Raw genomic sequence first — 16,562 nt, 5'->3', positions numbered from 1 at the left:
CGTCCGCTCTTGAAGGGCGTGACGCGGAGCGTCACAGGCTGCATTCCCACGCGGAGCGTGGGAACGATCACCACTCAACTCTCGGCAATCAACCAATCCATCTGCCACCCACCCTGGGTCTGCCCCAACTTCTTGGACAACCACGGCAGCAACTCACGCAATTCCTCTTCCAGCCCCCACGGCGGATTCGCAATCGCCATCCCGGAGCCGTTCAAACTGTTCGGCGTATCCAGCGGATGCACCAGCAACTCCACGCGCAACAACTTCGGCGCGCCCGAGCCCGCCAGGTCCTGATAAAAGCGCCGCAACATGCGCTGGTCCTTCACCGGGTACCAGATCGCCGCCACGGTTTGACGCATCCGGCCAACCGCCTCTTTCAGCGACGCCGCACAGCGCTGCATCTCATCGAGCTGTTCAAACGGCGGATCAATCAACATCACCGCCCGCTTCTCCTGCACCGGCAACATCGCGCGCGGCACATGCCAGCCTTCGCCCAGATGCACCTTCACCCGGCGGTCGCCGGCCATGTTGTCCTTGAGCAGCAAACCGTCTTCCGGATGCTTCTCGTTAAGCATCACCCGATCCTGCGGCCGCGTCAGACGCCGCGCCAGCTCCGGCGACCCCGGGTAATAGCGCAACTGGCCATCCGGGTTCATGTCGTGCAGCACTTTCATGTAATCGGCGGTCAGCGCCGGCAAGTCCGGCTGATCCCACAGACGCGCAATACCTTCCAGGTACTCACCGGTACGGCTCGCCTGATCACCCTGCAGGTCATACAGACCAATGCCGGCGTGAGTATCGAGATAGGCAAACGGCTGCTCCTTGCGCGACATCAGGGCGATGAGGCGGGTCAAAGTCAGGTGTTTGAACACATCGGCGTGATTGCCGGCATGGAAGGCGTGACGATAATTCATGATTGCTCCTGCGAAGGCCGGGAAGTTTACCTTGTACCGAGGCGAACGTCAGGGGTTCGCGGCTGAGCGGGCGTTCGGTCTAGCAATCGCAATCACGCCCCCCGCGTCGGAGTCGCCTCAGTCTGCGATTTTTCGATCTTGCTCATTTGGCGAGCAACATCAAGTCACACTTTGCCAAAGACCTGCCATCGTGAAGCTTACACATGAGTGCGAAGATCGGACCGACCTGACACCCGTAAAATGGAGATTTACATGGGACGGAAAATGATTGGTATCGGTGCGCCAACCTCAACCGGCAGCTCCGTACTGGAAGGGAATGTCGGTATCAACATCGATTGCGCTGTAAGCACCTCATCCATTGGACACTTGGCAAGTTGCCCAGTCTGCAGCCAAGGAAAAGGCCCCATCGTCGCGGTCGGCCCCAGAACCATTACGTTACCGGCCGGATTGGTTGCCCTGGAAGGTGACTACGTTGCCTGCGGCTGCCCTCCACAATCCAACAAGGTGATTTCCGCTCAGTCATCTGTATATGGCGGAGCAGAACACAACAAAGCAGATTTTTCAGGCATCACTACCCTGCTCAATCGTCCCAAGTCCATCACCGATATTTCCTTGTCCTATGGCGATGAGCAGGTTGCTGTTGAGTCAGTATCCCGGTTTTACACTGACTTGAATATTCATGTGAAAACCTCAGGTTATTTGCCCGGCGAGACGGTTACCGTCAACATTAGCGGGCCCACCGAAAAAGCGTTGACAGGGATAGTCGGGGCCAAAGGCGTAGCCATCATTCCAAACGCATTCGGAAGCGAAATCATTGACATGGAAGGGGAAGCATAATGGCTCAAGTTGTCATCAATGCCGGCGGAGTGTCTTCCAGCATTTCGGTTAAAAGGCCCCGCTTCAGCACTCTATGGAGCGCATATGCAGAAGTAGGTCATAAAGGCTCAGTCGAGGTTTACGGACTTGTCGGAGGCGGAGTCGAAGCGGCAAGAGCGGAAAAGCCTGATGCTTATGCGAATGCCTGCGCATTGAGGCTAAGCAGAGCGTTTAATTACGGCGGATATAAAATCCCCAAAGGCACGATCATACAAAACCAGCCCATCTATCGACTGAGTGGAACGGACCAACTTCCCTACATAATGAAGGTGGTAGATTTCCTCGCTTTTCTTTGACATAACTGGGGCGAGCCCGACCATACGCTGACGCAAACCAATTCAAATTTTATAAATGGAAAAAAGGCGTCATCGTGATGGAAATCACCGGGTGGAGCGACGCGTCAGGCCACGCAACCCTTTGGAACGGGAGCGTGACCGGTGACGGCAGTGACTACCACAAGCAAGACAGCCATACCTATGACAATCCAAGGGTAAAGCTGGATAAAATAAACTTTTGGGAGTTGAAGGGATGACGCACTCGCCTCTAATTGTGCTGGCACTCCTACTCGTTTCAGGGCAAGCCATATCTGCTGAAATCAATATAGATAAGGCGCGAGAAACGCTGAAAAATTATGGATTGGCCAATTGTATTTCCAGCCAATTCAAGAACGAGTCAGAAATCAAATCTGATATTGGACTTGCGATTGGCGCCTACTCGTCGATGAGCAAGGGGCAGCATCTAATTATTCAAAACGAGGACACCCTCGAAGTCACATACGACCCTTACGCAGAAACCGAGAAGTACATGCGTAACGCCTATGCACACACCTCGTCCCTCAGCAAGCATTCTAATAAAAAAATGGTTTTTTATGGTTGCCTCGAAGTTTACAACTCCAGGGAGTTCGACGCATTTATTCAGTCTCAGGATCAATTCCTGCCAAAGTAGATTATCAAAATGAGTAAGGACGATCCTTCCTACAATCAATCAGGAAGGATCACTCTTTATTCAGATACTACGGCAGAGCCCGCAACCGCCGGCCAATCACATCCAGCACATCACACCCATCGCGCAACGGAATGGCACAGAGCAAGGCAAAGTCGCTGAGGATGAAGGGTTCGCACTCGATGGAACCGCGCATCGACATGTTTTCCAGCACCTGTGTCACGGCGCGAATTCTATAGTTGGCCGCCTCATACAACACATCGAGCGGCGCGTGGGTATCGACGAACAGGGTGGGCATGTCGGTGCAGTTGCTGGTGAGGGCCATGAAGCGGTTTTTTGGATGGGGGATTGGTTTTTCGTAGGGTGGATCGGGGTGAAGATTTTTCATTTTCAAGTTCCAGAGGCAGTAAATAGGAACTGCTATCAGCCTTCCTACAGGCTGGGGTGGCAGTTATGCGCGGGGTAGGAATATCGAGGCCTTTGGAAAACTCGACCACGCCGAAGCGTGCCCGCGCACAACCGCCGCAACTGATCTTACGGACGCACGTTAACGGCCGCAAACCTAGCTTCGACGCCAATACATTTCCAACGACTTTGAAGGGCTCCTACACCCCGCCACTGAATTTTCAGTGACCACCAGAGACTATCGTTGGAATTCATTTCAAACCAGTTCATGGAAACCGTTACAACTTGAAGGAAACTTCCGACGACTTCGCCCGGAAATTTCGCATTGCCTCTAGTTCAGCTCCTCCATCAAGTACTCCAACAGCTCGGCTTTCGGCACTGAAGGAAGGTCAGGCCGGGCAAGAAACGTCTCGACCTTGCGGCGCAACACGCCCGCCGAAAACGCCTCCAACAGGTTCGGATGCTCTTCACTCAACCACTGCATCAGATTGTTGATAGAGGTCGAAGTATCTACAGCACCAAGGTGTTGCAGCAGGGAATCAGACACCTCCCACCACGGGAAAACCCTGGAGGTTTTCAGCGCACTACCACCGATTTCGAGCGACTGACCGTTGATCAAACAACGGTGGATCACAGGCATTAACTGCGTGGCATTCACTTCGCCGGACTGAAGAATCGGCAGCACAAAACGCCCGTCCCAGAAACGGAAAAACACCGCATGACCGTTGGGCAAAAGAACCTGGGTAAGGCTGCGCAGATGCTCGACCAGCACTTCTTGAGATGCAGCAGAAACCGCTAACCAACCCCAATCGCGAGACTCGGTGGCAGCGACCCATTCCAGAAACTCACTCTCCGCCGCGATAATTCCGACATAGGGCATCACCGGTTCCCACTCGGCATACGCGGTACCTGCCCAGACAGGACTCGGCGCCTGTGCAGTGGTCGAGCATTGCCAGGCTTTAAACGCCCGAGCAGAACTGGCGTTACTAAAGACCGCGAACACCTGTTCGGTGGGTTTCAGCGGCTGCCGGTCCAGCCAGTCGCGAGGCGTCAAATGATCAAGCTGCACAGACACCATCCTTGCAGCGCTCGCATTCCTCACAAAACGGCGCATCGCTTTTCAGACTCATGATCTGCGCAGCGCTCAACATCGCTGCCGGCGCAGCGGCGAGTTTCAAAGGCGTATTCGGCGACGCCGGTGCGGCAGCCATCGCCGGCATCAATGCCCCGCCCACCTGAATCGGCACGCTGCTGAAAATCCCGCCAGGACCAATGTTGATCCACTGCCCCCCCGCCTGAATCGTCGCGCTGGCACCGCCATCGATGACCACTTGCTGGCCGGCGCTGACGTGGAATTGCTGGCTCGCGCTGAGCACCTGACTGGTCACACGGATGTGCCGATCGCCCACCACCACCAAGTGATCGTCGCGCTTCACTTCAGCCTGACGCTGACCGTGGGTGATGCGCTGCTCATCAGCCTTCAACTCATGGCGAGCGGTGCCGGTAACGACGATGCTGCGCTGGTTATCGACCTGTACCTGTTGATCATTCAACACGTGCAGGGTCCAGTTTCGCTGGGCGCGCAGGTAGATTTCCTCGGCGCCTTTGCGATCCTCGATGCGCAGTTCGTTGTATCCCCCGCCTCCCGGACTGCTCTGGCTGCGGAAAATGCTGCGGGTTTTGTCCGCCGGCAGGTCCAGCGGAACGGGGGTCGCCGCATTAGGCAGACAGCCCATCACCAATGGATTGTCGGCATCGGCGTCGATGAACCCGACCAGCACTTCCATGCCGACGCGCGGGATCAGCACGCTGCCATACCGGTCATGCGCCCAACCCGTGGCAACGCGCAGCCAGCAACTGGAGTGCTCGTTGAGTTGACCATCGCGGTCCCACGCGAGCTGAACCTTGACCCGACCGTACTCGTCGCAATGGATTTCGCTGTCAACCGGGCCGGTGACCACGGCGGGTTGATAGCCGAGCATCCGAGGCTTTTGCGGCCCCAGCGGCGGGCGAAACGAAACGTCCCACGGCGTCGCCAGAAACGTATTGCGATAGCCCTGAAAATCATCCGGGTCATCGCTGGTGGCCGACTCTTCCAGCACCTGCGGTTGGCGGCCGCGATGTTCGACTTCAGTGATCAGCCACAGGTCATTCCACGCCTGACGGGGATGCTCGGCGAGATGGAGGAAATGCCCGCTGACCAGCGCACAGTCATCACCACGACCTTCGGCCTGACGGAAGTCAGCGTTGTGGCGTTCGAGTGTGCGTTGAGCTAACTGTTTGCCGTGTTCGCGATCAGTGAATTGGCCGGGAAAGTGGTAGTCCTCCAGCACCGGGCGCAGCTCGCTGTCGAGACTGTTTTCGAGTTGCAGGCGAGGTTTTTGAAAGTCGTAATCGCGACGGGTGACAGCGGTAGTGCGGGTTTCCAGACGCACGTTGAAGCGTTTGATGGCTGGCGCATCCGCCGCCATTCCGCTACCGGGCAGGTACAGCGTTGACTCGGGCAGACGAGGAAAAACGGTCTGGTCATCGCCGAACACCAGCAAATGCCCGTCGGGGCTGTGCTGGAAGTGGTAGTGAACGCCGATCTCGGCACACAGCCGCTGGATAAACGCCAGATCGCTTTCGGCGTATTGCACGCAGTACTCGCGAGCCGCGTAGTCGCTGCCAAGTTGAAATTCGAACGCATCGCGCTGAATGCCATGATCCTTGAGCACCTGCGCGATGATCGCCGGTACGTTTTTGTGCTGGAAGATCCGCTGATTGATGCGCTGACCGAGGTAAGCCAGTCGCGGTACGAGGCTGATTTGGTAGCCCGTCAGACGTTTCCCGGAGTCGCTTTGGCCGACGCGAAAAATCTGACCGTGAATACCGGCCCCTTGTGCATCGAAACTCAGAAAGGCCTGACGGTGCAGCAGGCTTTCCAGTTCTATGTCCGGCCGATCGCTGACCAGTTCCAGGTCAAAACGGTAGGGTTGGCTAATGGCTTCCGTGCCCGTGAACTCAAGGACCTTGAGCTCATTCTGGACGCCGTCGAGGGTCAACGTGAAACGCGGTTGATTGGCAGGCGCGAACATCCGATGTGTCTCTGCAGAATGAAGGCGGGCGATTCTGCATGAGCGATAAGGGGTGTTGAGGGAGGGACAAGGAAATCAGATTTTCCCTACTTTCTCTGAAGATTTCTCCTTCAGAAAACAGTTGTTTTGGCTACAGACATTCCCTTCAAGACCACCACCCTCCCCTTGTAGGAGTGAGCCTGCTCGCGATAGCGCCGGGTCAGTCGACATCAACGTTGAATGATTAACCGCTATCGCGAGCAGGCTCACTCCTACAGGGGTACGCACAGGGATTCGAAAATTGCACAGGCAAAAAAAACGGCCCGCCTCCAAATGGAAGCGGGCCGTTTTCATGTGCGGCGAAAGGTCAGAGCCGAAGCTCCCCCATCACTTGTTCAGGCGGAAATCGGCTTCGGCCGCAGCAAAACGCTGAAGCATGCCGTGAGTCGGCGCACCCAGTTTGCTGACGATGTAGATGGCCAGGCTGGCGAAGATGAAACCAGGGATGATTTCGTACAGGCCCAGCAGTTCGAAGTGTTTCCAAACGATCACGGTGATCGCGCCAACCAGGATGCCGGCCAGTGCGCCGTTGCGGGTCATGTCTTTCCAGATCACGGAGATCAGCACCACCGGACCGAACGCAGCACCGAAACCGGCCCAGGCGTAGCTGACCAGACCCAGCACGCGGTTTTCCGGGTTAGCAGCCATCGCGATGGCGATCAGGGCAACCACCAGGACCATGGCGCGGCCGACCCAGACCAGTTCGACCTGGGAAGCGGATTTACGCAGGAAGGTTTTGTAGAAGTCTTCGGTCAGGGCGCTCGAGCACACCAGCAATTGGCAGCTCAGGGTGCTCATTACGGCAGCCAGAATGGCCGACAGCAAGATACCGGCAACCCATGGGTTGAAGAGAATTTTCGCCAGTTCAATGAACACGCGCTCGTGGTTCTCGCTCACCGGCATTGCAACAGCTGGGTTGGCCGAGAAGTAAGCGATACCGAAGAAGCCCACCGCCACGGTGCCGCCCAGGCACAGGATCATCCAGGTCATGGAGATGCGACGGGCGTTGGCGATCGACTTGACCGAATCCGCCGCCATGAAACGCGCGAGGATGTGCGGCTGGCCGAAGTAACCCAGGCCCCAGCCCATCAGCGAGATGATGCCGATGAAGGTGGTGTTTTTCAGCATGTCGAAGTTGCTTGGGTCCTGTGCCTCGATAGCCAGGAATGTGGTGTCGACGCCGCCGGTCGCCAGCAGCACGATGATCGGCGTCAGCAACAGGGCGAAGATCATCAGCGTGGCTTGTACGGTATCGGTCCAGCTCACGGCCAGGAAACCGCCGACGAAGGTGTAGGCAATCGTCGCCGCAGCGCCGGCCCACAGCGCTGTCTCGTAGGACATGCCAAAGGTGCTTTCGAACAGACGGGCACCAGCGACAATGCCGGATGCGCAGTAAATGGTGAAGAACACCAGAATCACCACCGCAGAAATGATCCGCAGCAGGCCGCTTTTGTCTTCGAAACGGCTAGAGAAATAATCCGGCAGGGTCAGGGCATCGCCGTTGTGCTCGGTCTGCACACGCAGACGGCCAGCGACGAACAGCCAGTTCAGGTAAGCACCGATGATCAGGCCAATGGCGATCCAGCTTTCGGACAGGCCGGACATGTAGATGGCGCCCGGCAGACCCATCAACAACCAGCCGCTCATGTCGGAGGCGCCAGCGGACAAAGCCGTCACGACACTACCCAGGCTGCGACCGCCCAGAATGTAGTCAGAAAGGTTGTTGGTGGAGCGATAGGCCATGAAGCCGATCAGCACCATTGCTGCGATGTAGATCACAAACGTGATCAGGGTTGGATTGCTTACGCTCATTAAGTGATGCCCTGGCTTTGTTTTTATGTAGCGCCAGCGTGTGAAACCGCCGACAAACGACAATGTTTGTTCAGATGATTTCGAAGCCTGCGCATTTAAGACTGATGTTTCCCCAGGAAAGCCATCAGCCGGCGCACCGGTTTTTCATCCGGTTGCACCTTGGGGCGCGAATCCTATTCAACAACACAAATAAGGTGCAACCCATTTTGTGAGAATAAGTTGCACCCAGTCGGAAATATAATTAAAAACCACGTTTTTGCTCCTTTTCGAAGCAAGCGCGAATGCCGACCGCTCTAAAAAGCACCCACCCGATGCAGCACTGCCGTACCAGAATTTATTTCCTGACGAGCTGCCTGTTATTCCGACAAAAAAAGGGTTGCACCCGGTTGCACCTCAACAGTTGCACGGCTAATCTTGCCGCCAGCTGATGCCACGCAATCGTGGCAAACATGAGGATAAAAAATGGCTACCACCACCCTTGGGGTCAAACTTGACGACCCGACCCGCGAGCGCCTCAAGGCTGCCGCGACCTCGATTGATCGCACGCCGCACTGGCTGATCAAGCAGGCAATTTTCAATTACCTGGAAAAACTCGAGGGTGGTGCAACCCTGTCCGAGCTGAGTGGTTTGATCAGCAAAGACGCTGACGACGCCGGTGAAGTCCATGCCGACCACGCGCACCAGTGCTTCCTGGAGTTCGCCGAAAGCATCCTGCCGCAATCGGTGCTGCGCGCTTCGATCACCGCCGCCTACCGTCGCCCTGAGCCGGAAGTGGTGCCGATGCTGATCGAACAGGCTCGCCTGCCGGTCGCCATGGCCGAAGCCACGAATAAGCTCGCCGCATCGATTGCCGAAAAACTGCGCAATCAGAAAAGCGCCGGTGGCCGTGCCGGGATTGTTCAGGGTCTGCTGCAGGAATTTTCTCTGTCTTCTCAGGAAGGCGTAGCACTGATGTGCCTGGCCGAAGCGCTGCTGCGCATCCCGGACAAAGGCACCCGTGACGCGCTGATCCGCGACAAGATCAGCACCGGCAACTGGCATCCACACTTGGGCAACAGCCCGTCACTGTTCGTCAACGCCGCCACTTGGGGCCTGCTGCTGACCGGCAAACTGGTCGCCACGCATAACGAAGCGGGTTTGACTTCATCCCTGAGCCGCATCATCGGCAAAAGCGGCGAGCCGATGATCCGCAAGGGCGTCGACATGGCCATGCGCCTGATGGGCGAGCAGTTCGTCACCGGCGAAACCATCGCCGAAGCCTTGGCCAATGCGAGCAAGTTCGAAGCCAAAGGTTTCCGCTACTCCTACGACATGCTCGGTGAAGCGGCACTGACCGAGCACGATGCGCAGAAGTACCTGGCCTCGTACGAACAAGCCATTCACTCGATCGGCAAAGCGTCCCACGGTCGTGGGATTTATGAAGGCCCAGGCATCTCCATCAAGTTGTCGGCACTGCACCCGCGTTACAGCCGCGCGCAGTACGAGCGCGTGATGGACGAGCTGTACCCGCGCCTGCTGTCACTGACCTTGCTGGCCAAGCAGTACGACATCGGCCTGAACATCGACGCCGAAGAAGCTGACCGTCTCGAACTGTCGCTGGATCTGCTGGAACGCCTGTGCTTCGAGCCGCAACTGACCGGCTGGAACGGCATCGGCTTCGTGATTCAGGCATATCAAAAGCGTTGCCCGTATGTGATCGACTACGTGATCGACCTGGCTCGCCGCAGCCGTCATCGCTTGATGATCCGCCTGGTGAAAGGCGCGTACTGGGACAGCGAAATCAAGCGCGCCCAGGTCGAAGGCCTGGAAGGCTATCCGGTCTACACCCGCAAGGTGTACACCGACGTTTCCTACATCGCCTGCGCACGCAAGTTGCTGTCGGTGCCGGAAGTTATCTACCCGCAATTTGCCACGCACAACGCCCACACCTTGTCGGCCATTTATCACATCGCCGGTCAGAACTATTACCCCGGCCAGTACGAGTTCCAGTGCCTGCACGGCATGGGTGAACCGTTGTACGAACAGGTTGTAGGTAAAGTTTCCGAAGGCAAGCTGAACCGTCCGTGCCGTGTGTACGCACCGGTCGGTACTCACGAAACGCTGCTGGCGTACCTGGTGCGTCGCCTACTGGAAAACGGCGCGAACACCTCATTCGTCAACCGGATCGCCGACCAATCCATTTCGATCCAGGAGCTGGTGGCCGATCCAGTGGCCAGCATCGAGCAGATGGCGACGCTGGAAGGCGGCTTCGGCCTGCCGCACCCGCGTATCCCGCTGCCGCGTGATCTTTATGGCGCCGAGCGCGCCAACTCCAGCGGCATCGACATGGCCAACGAACATCGTTTGGCTTCCCTGTCCTGCGCCTTGCTGGCCACTGCTCACAACCACTGGAAAGCCGCGCCGATGCTCGGTTGCGCTTCCAGCACTGAAACCCCTGCGCCGGTGCTGAACCCGTCCGATCTGCGTGACGTGGTCGGCCATGTGCAGGAAGCCACCGTCGAAGACGTCGACAACGCGATCCAGTGCGCCCTGAACGCCGCGCCGATCTGGCAGGCCACCCCGCCCGCCGAACGTGCCGCGATTCTGGAACGCGCCGCCGATTTGATGGAAGGCGAGATCCAGCCGCTGATGGGCCTGTTGGCTCGAGAAGCTGGCAAGACCTTCGCCAACGCCATCGCCGAAGTGCGTGAAGCCGTGGACTTCCTGCGTTATTACGCGGTGCAGGCACGCAACGATTTCACCAACGACGCCCACCGCCCACTGGGCCCGGTTGTCTGCATCAGCCCGTGGAACTTCCCGCTGGCCATTTTCAGTGGCCAGGTGGCTGCGGCGTTGGCCGCCGGTAACCCGGTGCTGGCCAAGCCTGCGGAACAAACCCCGCTGGTAGCCGCTCAAGCCGTGCGCTTGCTGCTCGAAGCCGGGATTCCGGAAGGCGTGCTGCAACTGCTGCCGGGCCGTGGCGAAACCGTCGGTGCCGGTCTGGTCGGCGACGATCGCGTCAAAGGCGTGATGTTCACCGGTTCCACCGAAGTTGCCCGCCTGCTGCAACGCAACATCGCTGGCCGCCTGGATGCCCAGGGCCGTCCAATTCCGCTGATCGCCGAAACCGGTGGCCAGAACGCGATGATCGTCGACTCTTCGGCACTGACCGAACAGGTGGTGATCGACGTGGTGTCATCGGCCTTCGACAGCGCCGGCCAACGTTGCTCGGCACTGCGCGTCTTGTGCTTGCAGGAAGATTCCGCTGACCGTGTCATCGAAATGCTCAAAGGCGCCATGGCTGAATGCCGTCTCGGCAACCCTGAGCGCCTGTCCGTGGACATCGGCCCGGTGATCGACGCCGAAGCCAAGGCGGGCATCGAGAAGCACATCCAGGCCATGCGCGACAAAGGTCGCAACGTGTACCAGGTGGCCATCGCCAACAGCGAAGAAGTCAAACGCGGCACCTTCGTGATGCCGACCCTGATCGAACTGGAAAGCTTCGACGAGCTGCAACGGGAGATCTTCGGTCCAGTGCTGCACGTGGTTCGCTACAAGCGCAAAGACATCGATCTATTGATCGGCCAGATCAACGCTTCCGGCTATGGCCTGACGTTGGGCGTGCATACACGCATCGACGAAACCATCGCCAAGGTGATCGACAACGTCAACGCCGGTAACGTCTACGTGAACCGCAACATTGTTGGCGCCGTGGTTGGCGTACAACCGTTCGGTGGCGAAGGTTTGTCGGGTACTGGTCCGAAAGCCGGTGGTCCGCTGTACCTGTACCGCCTGCTGTCGACGCGTCCTACCGATGCAATCGAACAATCCTTCGCTCGCGGTGACGCCATCGTAGCGCCGGACGTTCGTCTGCGCGACGCCATGAGCAAGCCGCTGACCGCCCTGAAAGCCTGGGCCGACAGCAACAAATTTGCCGACCTGAGCACCCTGTGCGTGCAGTTCACGGCGCAATCGCAAAGCGGGATCACCCGTGTTCTGGCCGGTCCAACCGGCGAGCGCAACAGCTACGCCATCCTGCCGCGCGAACACGTGCTGTGCCTGGCGGAAGTCGAAGGTGATCTGCTGACGCAACTGGCAGCGGTGCTGGCTGTCGGCGGTTCGGCGGTGTGGCCGGACGCTGATTTGACCAAGGCGTTGTTCGCACGCTTGCCGAAGGATGTTCAGGCACGCATCAAGCTGGTGTCCGACTGGAACAAGGATGAAGTGGTGTTTGATGCAGTTCTGCATCATGGCCATTCGGACCAGTTGCGTGCGGTGTGCCAGCAAGTGGCCAAGCGTGCTGGCGCCATTGTCGGTGTTCATGGTTTGTCGCAAGGCGAGACCAATATTGCGCTGGAGCGTTTGGTAATTGAACGTGCGCTGAGCGTCAACACTGCTGCAGCGGGTGGTAATGCCAGTCTGATGACTATCGGCTAATTAGCTATGCGGTCACTGTAAAAATGGGCGCCCTCATCGGCGCCCATTTTTTTTGCCATACCCTGTAGGAGCCGGCTTGCTGGCGAAGGCGGCGCGTCAGGCACACCGCAGTGGGGCATTCGCTGGCAAGCCAGCTCCTACAGGTCGGTGTTTTGCCCTTCTATCACGCTCATCAATCATCCTGTTCACCCCGCCCTCCCCGCGCCTAGACTCGGTCCATTCCAAAAAAAGGTAGGCCGCCATGTCCGAGACGTTGCTCAGTTCCCGCAATCTGGCTTTCGAGCTGTATGAAGTCCTCGATGCCGAGGGCCTGACCCAGCGTGAGCGTTTCGCCGAGCACAATCGCGAGACCTTCGATGCCGCCATCGGCACCGCTCGCAATATCGCCGAAAAATTCTTCGCCCCGCACAACCGCAAGGGTGACGAGAACGAGCCGCGCTATGAGAACGGTCAGGCGATTCTGATCCCGGAAGTGAAACCGGCGGTGGATGCGTTCCTCGAAGCCGGTTTCCTCAATGCCGCGCGCAGTTTCGACGCGGGTGGCATGCAGCTTCCTACCTTATTGTCCCAGGCCTGCTTCGCGCATTTTCAATCCGCCAATGCGGCATCCACTTCGTACCCGTTTTTAACGATGGGCGCGGCGAATCTGATCGAAAGTTTCGGCACCGAGGAGCAGAAACAGCGCTTCCTGCAGCCGATGATCGACGGCCGCTTCTTCGGCACCATGGCCCTGACCGAGCCGCATGCCGGTTCGTCGCTGTCGGATATTCGTACCCGCGCCGAGCTTGCGTCTGACGGCACTTATCGCCTCAAGGGCAACAAGATTTTTATCTCCGGCGGCGACCACCCGCTGTCGGAAAACATCGTGCACATGGTGCTGGCCAAGCTGCCGGACGCACCAGCCGGGGTGAAGGGGATTTCGCTGTTCATCGTGCCCAAGTTTCTGGTCAACGATGACGGCAGCCTCGGCAAGCGCAACGATGTGTTGCTGGCCGGGTTGTTCCACAAAATGGGCTGGCGCGGCACCACGTCCACCGCGCTGAATTTCGGCGATAACGGCGAGTGTGTTGGTTATCTGGTGGGCAAGCCGCACCACGGTTTGAGCTACATGTTCCAGATGATGAACGAGGCGCGGATTGGCGTCGGCATGGGCGCGGTGATGCTCGGTTACGCCGGTTATTTGTACTCGCTGGAATATGCCCGCGAGCGGCCACAGGGTCGCGTGCCGGACAGCAAGGACCCGAACACCGCGCCAGTGGCGATCATTCAACACGCCGACGTTAAACGCATGTTGCTGACCCAGAAGGCGTACGTCGAAGGTTCGTTCGATCTCGGCCTCTATGCGGCGCGATTGTTCGATGACACCACCACGCTTGCGACCGAAGCCGAGCGTAAGCAGGCCCATGAACTGCTGGACTTGCTGACGCCCATCGTCAAATCCTGGCCGTCGGAATTTTGCCTGAAGGCCAACGAACTGGCGATCCAGATTCTCGGCGGCCACGGTTACACCCGTGAATACCCGGTGGAACAGTACTATCGCGACAATCGTCTGAACCCGATTCATGAAGGCACGCACGGGATTCAGTCGTTGGACTTGCTAGGGCGCAAGCTGGCGCAGAACGGTGGTGCCGGGCTCAAGCAATTGATCCGACTGATCGCCGACACCGGCGCGCGGGCGCAGGCATATGAATCCTTGACCGCGCTGCGTGAACCGCTGGAAAAACTGGTGGCACGCCTGCAAACAGTGACCATCGGCCTGCTGACTGATCTGGCTCAAGGCAAGGTCAACAGCAGCCTGGCGAACTCCGCGCTGTACCTGAAAGTGTTCGGGCACACGGTGATTGGCTGGCGCTGGCTGGAACAGGCGATTCGTGCCGAGGAAGGCTTGGCCAAAGGCAATGCGGCGGATGTCAGCTTCTATAAAGGCAAGCTGCAGGCGGCGCGGTATTTCCTGACGTGGGAAGTGCCAGGTTGCCACCATGAGCTGGCGATTCTTGAGGCTCGGGATGATGTTTGTCTTGGGATGCAGGATGAGTGGTTCTGATCCCGAACTTGTGCTGCAGCTGAAATCTATTCGCTGGCAAGCCAGCTCCTACAGGGTTTGGTGTGAACGCACCGGCCATGTAGGAGCTGGCTTGCCAGCGAAGGCGTCAGCATAGCCAACGCACTTTTTCAGCCCAGCTTGAACCCACCCATCTGCCGCGCCAAATCATCAGCCAAGCGCTGCAACGTCTGACAGTCTTCACGACAAGCCCTGACCTCCCCCGCCGTCGCCCGGGCCAAATCCGAAATCCCCTGCACATTGCGGTTGATCTCTTCGGTGACCGCCGACTGCTCTTCCGTCGCCGTCGCCACCTGATGGTTCATGTCACTGATGCGTTCCACCTGCCCTGTAATCGCCGTCAACGACGCCCCGGTACGCTGGCTCGATTCGACACCCGTGCCGGTCGCCGCTTGTCCGCTGTGCATTGATGACACCGCATTCTCCGCCCCCTGCTTGAGGCTGCCGATCATCTGTTGAATCTCATCGGTCGACGACTGCGTGCGTCGCGCCAAGGTGCGCACTTCATCCGCCACCACCGCAAAACCACGGCCCATGTCCCCGGCCCGCGCCGCTTCGATGGCCGCGTTGAGCGCCAGCAAATTGGTCTGCTCGGATATCCCGCGAATCACTGCCAGCACTTGATCAATCGATGCCACCTGATTGGCCAGCTCACCCACGGCACCCGCCGCGATGCCGATTTCGTCGGACATGCTTTCGATATGCCGGATCGAGCCGCCCACCACTTCGCGAGCCTGCATCGCCTCATCGCGAGCATTCTGCGACGCGACCGCCGCGTTGCCAGCGTTCTGGGCGATTTCCTGCACGGTCAGGCCCATCTCATGAACAGCGGTGGCCACCATGTCAGTCATTTCCTGCTGACGACCAGAACGTTCCGCGGTGTTGTCCACCACCTTCGCCACTTGGCCAACTGCGGTGCGCAGTCGTTCGCTGGTGGTCAGTACTTCGCCGATCATCTCGCGCTGACTGTCCAGAAACCGATTGAAGCCGCGCGCCAGATCGCCCAGCTCATCGGCGCGACTGGCATCCAACCGATGGGTCAAATCGCCACCACCGCTACCAATGGCTACCAGCGCCGCTGTTACCTGACGGATCGGACGCACCAAACCACGAGCCAGCAATACCACCAGCAACAGGCACACCAGCGCTACCGCCAGGCCGATGCCGCTGCTCATCCACATCGCGCGGCGGGCTTCGGCATAGATCTGCGACTGCGGCACTTCGGCCACCAGCGTCCAGCCCAAGTCCCGAAGCGGCAGGCTCAAGGCGAGGAAGTCTTCGCCGTCTCTTATAAAGCTGCTGTTGGTGGCGGACGCTGTGGAGTTAGAGAGTTGACCCATGACTGCTTGCGCCGCCGCAGAGCCGATCTGCTCGGTCAAGGTACGTTTGCCGCTGAATTGCGCCTCGGGATGCACCTGGATCAAACCGTCGGAACGCACGAGATAGACCTTTCCGCGCTCACCAAAGCTGAAGTTGTGGATCAGCTCCGACAGCTCTTTCATGCTCAGGCCAAGCCCGGCAACGCCCACGACTTTACCAGCCTGCTCAACCTTGAGGTCGATGAACAGCGCCAATTCTCCGGTCGCGGTGTCATTGTCGATATTGAGGGTGCGCGGCTGATTGCTGTCCAGGAATGAGTAGAACCAGGCGTCTTTGGGGTTGGAACGGCTGAGGGTCCGTTCCAGGCCTTTTTCGGTCAAATAGTGATTCGAAGCCGTGCCGATAATCAGCGCGGTAAAGGCTTTGTGTTCAGCGCGAATGCCTTCCAGGTACCGTACGAACGTCGCCGTCCGGACATCGTCTTCACCCCCGGCCAACCAGTCGCGCACCATGCTATTGCTGGCGATGTCCTTGGCGGCGGTGAGGGGTTGAACGAGGATTCGCTCGATGTCGTTGCGCATCGCTTCGATGCTCGACGGCAGGGCTTGTTCGACCAGATAGCTCTGGGCGAGACGGTTAACCACGAGGGTATAAATGCCCACCACGATCAGAATACTGACCAGCAGGGCGGTGCCCATG

General features: G+C 58.4%; 12 protein-coding genes and 1 pseudogene. 6 read left to right on the top strand and 7 right to left on the bottom strand.

Annotation, left to right across the window (positions count from 1 at the left end; genetic code table 11):
• Nucleotides 1-74: 74 nt before the first annotated feature.
• On the bottom strand, nucleotides 75-914 hold the full coding sequence (locus KGB06_RS23640; protein ID WP_223520045.1) for a 23S rRNA (adenine(2030)-N(6))-methyltransferase RlmJ: 840 nt from the start codon (nucleotides 912-914) through the stop codon (nucleotides 75-77).
• A gap of 252 nt (nucleotides 915-1,166) precedes the next feature.
• On the opposite strand from KGB06_RS23640, the gene KGB06_RS23635 reads away from it, so the two are divergent.
• The 4 genes from KGB06_RS23635 (at nucleotide 1,167) to KGB06_RS23620 (ending at nucleotide 2,735) form a co-directional block, all read left to right on the top strand.
• The gene (locus tag KGB06_RS23635; protein WP_223520043.1) at nucleotides 1,167-1,751 is read left to right on the top strand and encodes a PAAR domain-containing protein; all 585 of its coding nucleotides are present in this window, start codon (nucleotides 1,167-1,169) and stop codon (nucleotides 1,749-1,751) included.
• Nucleotides 1,751-2,086, top strand: a complete 336-nt coding sequence (locus tag KGB06_RS23630; RefSeq protein WP_223520041.1) for a type VI secretion system amidase effector protein Tae4 — start codon at nucleotides 1,751-1,753, stop codon at nucleotides 2,084-2,086. The genes KGB06_RS23635 and KGB06_RS23630 overlap by 1 nt, the downstream gene beginning before the upstream one ends.
• Nucleotides 2,087-2,163: 77 nt before the next feature.
• On the top strand, nucleotides 2,164-2,322 hold the full coding sequence (locus tag KGB06_RS23625) for a type VI secretion system amidase effector protein Tae4 (RefSeq protein WP_263288392.1): 159 nt from the start codon (nucleotides 2,164-2,166) through the stop codon (nucleotides 2,320-2,322).
• On the top strand, nucleotides 2,319-2,735 hold the full coding sequence (locus KGB06_RS23620) for a type VI secretion system amidase immunity protein Tai4 (protein WP_223520039.1): 417 nt from the start codon (nucleotides 2,319-2,321) through the stop codon (nucleotides 2,733-2,735). Before KGB06_RS23625 ends, KGB06_RS23620 begins: the two co-directional genes overlap by 4 nt.
• 67 nt (nucleotides 2,736-2,802) lie before the next feature.
• Here the strand turns inward: KGB06_RS23620 and KGB06_RS23615 are convergent, their stop codons facing one another.
• The 4 genes from KGB06_RS23615 to putP form a co-directional block, all read right to left on the bottom strand.
• Complete coding sequence (locus KGB06_RS23615; RefSeq protein WP_223520037.1) at nucleotides 2,803-3,120, bottom strand: hypothetical protein; 318 nt, start codon at nucleotides 3,118-3,120, stop codon at nucleotides 2,803-2,805.
• A gap of 348 nt (nucleotides 3,121-3,468) precedes the next feature.
• Nucleotides 3,469-4,215: a DUF4123 domain-containing protein gene (locus KGB06_RS23610; RefSeq protein WP_263288382.1), complete on the bottom strand. Its 747-nt coding sequence runs from the start codon at nucleotides 4,213-4,215 to the stop codon at nucleotides 3,469-3,471.
• Nucleotides 4,196-6,214, bottom strand: a complete 2,019-nt coding sequence (locus KGB06_RS23605; RefSeq protein WP_223520033.1) for a type VI secretion system tip protein VgrG — start codon at nucleotides 6,212-6,214, stop codon at nucleotides 4,196-4,198. The genes KGB06_RS23610 and KGB06_RS23605 overlap by 20 nt, the downstream gene beginning before the upstream one ends.
• 366 nt (nucleotides 6,215-6,580) lie before the next feature.
• Nucleotides 6,581-8,065, bottom strand: a complete 1,485-nt coding sequence (putP, locus tag KGB06_RS23600; protein ID WP_223520031.1) for a sodium/proline symporter PutP — start codon at nucleotides 8,063-8,065, stop codon at nucleotides 6,581-6,583.
• A gap of 462 nt (nucleotides 8,066-8,527) precedes the next feature.
• Between putP and putA the strand changes: the two genes are divergently transcribed.
• Nucleotides 8,528-12,481 (top strand): trifunctional transcriptional regulator/proline dehydrogenase/L-glutamate gamma-semialdehyde dehydrogenase, encoded by a 3,954-nt coding sequence (putA, locus tag KGB06_RS23595; protein ID WP_223520029.1) that lies wholly within the window; start codon nucleotides 8,528-8,530, stop codon nucleotides 12,479-12,481.
• Between the two features lie 241 nt (nucleotides 12,482-12,722).
• Entirely contained in the window at nucleotides 12,723-14,525 is a 1,803-nt protein-coding gene (locus tag KGB06_RS23590; RefSeq protein WP_223520027.1) for an acyl-CoA dehydrogenase, read from the top strand.
• A 128-nt stretch (nucleotides 14,526-14,653) separates the two neighbouring features.
• Here the strand turns inward: KGB06_RS23590 and KGB06_RS30195 are convergent, their stop codons facing one another.
• Both KGB06_RS30195 and KGB06_RS30190 read right to left on the bottom strand, forming a co-directional pair.
• On the bottom strand, nucleotides 14,654-15,385 hold the full coding sequence (locus KGB06_RS30195; RefSeq protein WP_411741871.1) for a methyl-accepting chemotaxis protein: 732 nt from the start codon (nucleotides 15,383-15,385) through the stop codon (nucleotides 14,654-14,656).
• A gap of 132 nt (nucleotides 15,386-15,517) precedes the next feature.
• Nucleotides 15,518-16,561 (bottom strand): annotated as a pseudogene (locus KGB06_RS30190) (cache domain-containing protein); the annotation flags it as partial.
• Between the last annotated feature and the right edge of the window lies 1 nt (nucleotide 16,562).

The organism is Pseudomonas sp. GL-B-19 (genome assembly GCF_019956415.1).
Classification (GTDB): domain Bacteria; phylum Pseudomonadota; class Gammaproteobacteria; order Pseudomonadales; family Pseudomonadaceae; genus Aquipseudomonas.
This window is presented reverse-complemented; position numbering and strand designations above follow the sequence as displayed.